This window comes from Polynucleobacter sp., assembly GCF_044342855.1.
Taxonomy (GTDB): Bacteria; Pseudomonadota; Gammaproteobacteria; order Burkholderiales; family Burkholderiaceae; genus Polynucleobacter.
In genome coordinates, this window is the sequence record NZ_JBIIPA010000046.1 from 1 (window position 1) to 4,451 (window position 4,451).

2 protein-coding genes are annotated in these 4,451 nt (G+C 47.8%); both read right to left on the reverse strand.

Features of this window, described 5'->3' with window-relative positions:
- Positions 1–3,831: Ig-like domain-containing protein (locus ACIQZ3_RS10420; protein WP_397392880.1), on the reverse strand; the 3,831-nt coding region annotated here is incomplete at its 3' end.
- Between the two features lie 352 nt (positions 3,832–4,183).
- Positions 4,184–4,451, reverse strand: a 268-nt coding sequence (locus ACIQZ3_RS10425; protein ID WP_397392882.1) for a hypothetical protein, incomplete at its 5' end; no start/stop codon positions are given.

Here is a 4,451-nt window from a genome sequence, read left to right on the forward strand (position 1 = left end):
TGTGCCTGTACCAGTAGTCCAAGCGCCATTATCAATTTGATACTGCCAAGTAGCGCCTGCTTCTAAACCGCTCACGTTCACTACGGGGTTATTGGTAATGCCATCCCTCTGAGATGCGCCGGTATCCTCAAGTAAAGATATTCTTAAGAGCGACTCAGGCATTATCGGCGGCGCCTCATCAGGGAATGCGACCCTAATAGATAGCTCGGCCGGCTGATGCAATTTATTGCCCGCAATATCAAGTAAATCGAAAGTCAGCACCCTGTCACCAACAGTTGCACGACCATGTAGCAGATTTTCGTACATCAAACCATTCAATAGGGTGCGGTAGACCTCAACATTCGCCACGCCACTTATCAATACCTCCCCTGAAGCATTATTACGAGATGCTTGCAAGCCATAAGTAGCTGAAATATCAGCCAGTGACAAGCCCTTAAACTCCAAGACATCTTCCCCGGCTATATAGCCAGAGGCAAATGTAATTCTTAAGCTAGCAATCCTTCCGGAGTTATCCTCAAACCCATAATCCGAGTTACCGGACGGCTTAAGTTGATCGCCAAATAGCGACACCGCTTCACCAGAATCTGATATGCCAAATACCATTGAGCGGCCAGCCTGATCGTAGGCTTTGCTATAAATAAGGCTAGCACCAGGACTTGTATCTTGCCACACGACCAAAAATCCGCCACCGCTCAATCCAATCACATCAGGATTTTCTTGCGACCCATCAACACGAACACGATTAACCTGAAATTCATCACCCCGAGGCTCACCAGCGGATCCAAACACCCTTCCATATACACCGTTGAGATTTCCATCCTGGCCATAGGCCTGCCACACAACCACAAAGCCACCATCGTTTAAACCATAAACAGATGGCGCCCTTTGAGAGTCTAAGTTTGTTGCATTTGCCAAAAATTCAGCGCCCGACTTTAAACCATCCGCACCATAACATTGACCGTATACACCATAGCTAGAGCCATCCTGCCCAAAGCTAGCCCAAAGAATTACAAACCCACCGTCCGCCAATGAGGCGACTGTGGGATCATACTGAGTGCCATCAACGTAAGAATTAGCACAAAACTCCCCTCCAACGGGGGCGCCTGCACCATCAAAACGCTGAGCATAAATACCATAATCGGACCCATCGCTGCCGTAACTCTGCCAAACAATGACATAACCACCATCTCGCAATGAACAAATCTGCGGCAAGGACTGAAAGCTCTCCGTTACCGCGTTCACAAGGAACTCTGGCGCGGTCACTTTACCTTGAGTATCGTATTGCTGAGCATATATTCCAGTTCCCGAGCCATCCTGATAATAACTTTGCCAAGAAATTACAAAACCGCCATTTGCCAATCCAGCGGCAGTGACATAAGATTGCTCGCTATACACCGTGGAGTTAACAAGCAACTCATCGGTCATTGCAGCGCCGCTTGCATCAAACTGGCGATAGTAAATATCATATAAATCGCCACCCTGCTCATAACTCTCCCATGCAACAATAAAACCGCCGTCTGCCAAGGATGCGACAGTAGGGAAATTCTGAATACCATTAAATACACTGACCAATCTGGGGCCACCCATCGGCAAGCCGGTAGCGGAATAGGCTTGGATGTAAATACCCGAATTCACCTGGTTTGGATCATTCACTTGCCAAGCAACAACATATCCGCCACCCACTAAACTCGTCACGGAAGGCGCAGTCTGCGATCCGGTTTGGAAAGTATTTATAGCAAACTCTGAGCTCTCCAATAATGCAATCGGGCTAATGGGGTCGTAAGAAAATGTTGCCGCCGAACCGTCGCCAACATTACCAACGCGATCAACCGCACGCACCTCGTAAACATGTTGCCCGAGCAATAAATCAAACGATGGGACATAATCCGGACGCCCCCTAGCACTCAAAAGAGCATCGCAATAAATCCACGGGCCATTATCGATCCGATACTCCCAGTCAGAGCCTTCTGGCAGGCCTACGATATTGACCTGCGAGACATTAGTTACACCATCGGCAGTGGATATGCCAGTATCCACAAGAAGAGCAAGCTCTGCCAATGGAGGGGTGGAATTATTGGCGTCCAATGTGTAAGACGTTTTTTCACTGACTTCAGTATTACCAGCAGCATCGGTTTGACGCACAACATAATCGTGCGTACCTTTCTCCAATTCAAAAGTGGTACCGGAGCCCTTTACCCAAGCGCCGCCATCGACTTGGTATTCCCAAGAGGCGCCGGCTGTAGTTTCAAGTCCGTCAACATTGACCGTTGACACATTGGTAATGCCGTCAGCATTATCCGCGCCGCTATCACTGAGTAATCCCAGCACGGGGGTGGCAATGGCGGTGTCCACAATAATGGGGTAAATATCGGTGCGAACCGATAGGCCGCCACTGGCATATTCAGCATAAATACTAAAGTTATGAAGGCCATCTTCCAATTTATTGGGTAGCTCAATACTCCATACCCCGTCATCACCAACAATCACTCTTGCAATTTCAACATCACCATCCAAAATAACAATCGTGTCTCCTGGTCCTCCGCTGCCATTCAGGGTTGGTTGATTATCGTTGGTGCTATCTTGGGGATAAACAAAAGTGGAGCTGCCATCGATATTCCCAACATTGTCTCGAATACCTTCTAAAGTAGGGTCAGCCACTGCAGCTTCGCGCTCACTAGTAATCTCAATCACAAATGGCCTGCTGGTCACCGCGACGCTACCATCTTCATTGGTAATGACTGCCACCAACTCATACTGCCCCACTGACAATGGATGGGCATCTAGTGCAATCTCCCAATTTCCCAAGGCGTCGACAATCCCAGAACCAATTTCAATACCGTCAACTAGCAGGTGCACTGTTTTGCCAGGCTCCCCCACTCCTTTAAGTAGTGGAGCGCTATCATCGGTAGCACCCCCATCAAAGATGTCGCCAGTACTGTTGTAGTCATCATAAGCACTCTTGATAATGAGCGGTACCTTGGTATCCACAATAATGGGGTAGCTTGCCGAAGGTGCTGATGTATTGCCAGCAGGATCGGTTTCAGTCGTTGTGATGCTATGCGGGCCATCAGGCAATGGCGTCACTGGTGTAAAGCTCCAAGTGCCGTCTGGGTTTACGGTGGTAGTGCCAATGACTACCTCATCGACAATAATCGTGATCTTGTCACCAGCAGTACCGCTACCCGTAAAAGTCGGCTTATTGTCATTGGTAGTGCCGCCCGGGGGAACTTCTGCTGGAATACCAGGAGTGCCAGGAACATCAGAAACATCATCAATCACAGTAAAGGCGGGCGCATCTGGTGGGATAGGCTTTTGGGTTGGGGTTGGTAGCGAGTTATCGCCAGAGTTACGGGATCCAGCTATGGCAAAAAGACCCATGGTGCCAGCTAGCGCAGCAATCAACCAAGGGAAAGTCGTATTACGATCATCCTGGTCAGGAACAGCCTCACCTAGGGAATTGCCACCCAAGGCCACTTGCGATGTGATATCGCCTGATAACTGGGCCAACATCTCATTGGGCTGCGCATCTGCCGACACATAATGATAAAAATTACCATCCTCGGCTACACCGATCACTAATGGGCTAGTGCCGTCTTCGGCATAAAAATCCTCTAGACTCAATAGAATAGAGCTTTTTGCACCTGTACCACTGCGAATAATCAGCTTATTGCCCTTACGCTCCACCATGAGATTTTGTGGCGCCCTACCCGTATCGCGATCAATCAGCACAAAATTTTGGCCAGATTTGACGACAATAGATTGGGATTTTCCGGAAAGAAGATGCTCGGCTACGAGCTTGTTTTCTTGAACAACGATCAGCGCTAGTTTCATGGGTGCCTAGTAAGATTGGCGAATATCGCAAAAAAAGAGAATTTCAGCGATTTAAGCAGCTCCATAAAATAAAACCATTCCTTAAATAAGGGATGGTAAATATACCGATTGACAAAAGGAATTTTCTAATTGTTTTGAATTATCATTTTTTACAAGACAAAATATCCCAACCTTTAACCGGGGATCCATAAAACCAATAAGGCTAATTTAATTTCCAGCCACCCCTTTGGAAATCAACGGCCCAAAGTCATCATTCATGACGCTGTCATCAAGACCCAAAACCAAGTCGCGGGGACTTGGCTAGCTCCAAGGGTGCACCAGGGGGTATAAACCCCTGGTGCGGAAATCTTTTTTAAACCACATTCACCTGCACCACCTCTTTGACCCAAAGGTCTGCCAAGAGATTGGTACTAGCATCATTGTGATAAACATTAAAGACTTCTCCAGCATTGGTGATTTGGCCTGTTTTTGACCAGTGATCATTAGCTGAGTTCACTAGATCAACGGTGTCACCAAGATCTCCTACTACCTTGAGCGCAATATTGGCATTTTGTAATGCGGTATTGCCTGTGGTGATTTGAAGAACGTCCGCTAGAGCGACTGTGAGTTTGTTTGCTCCT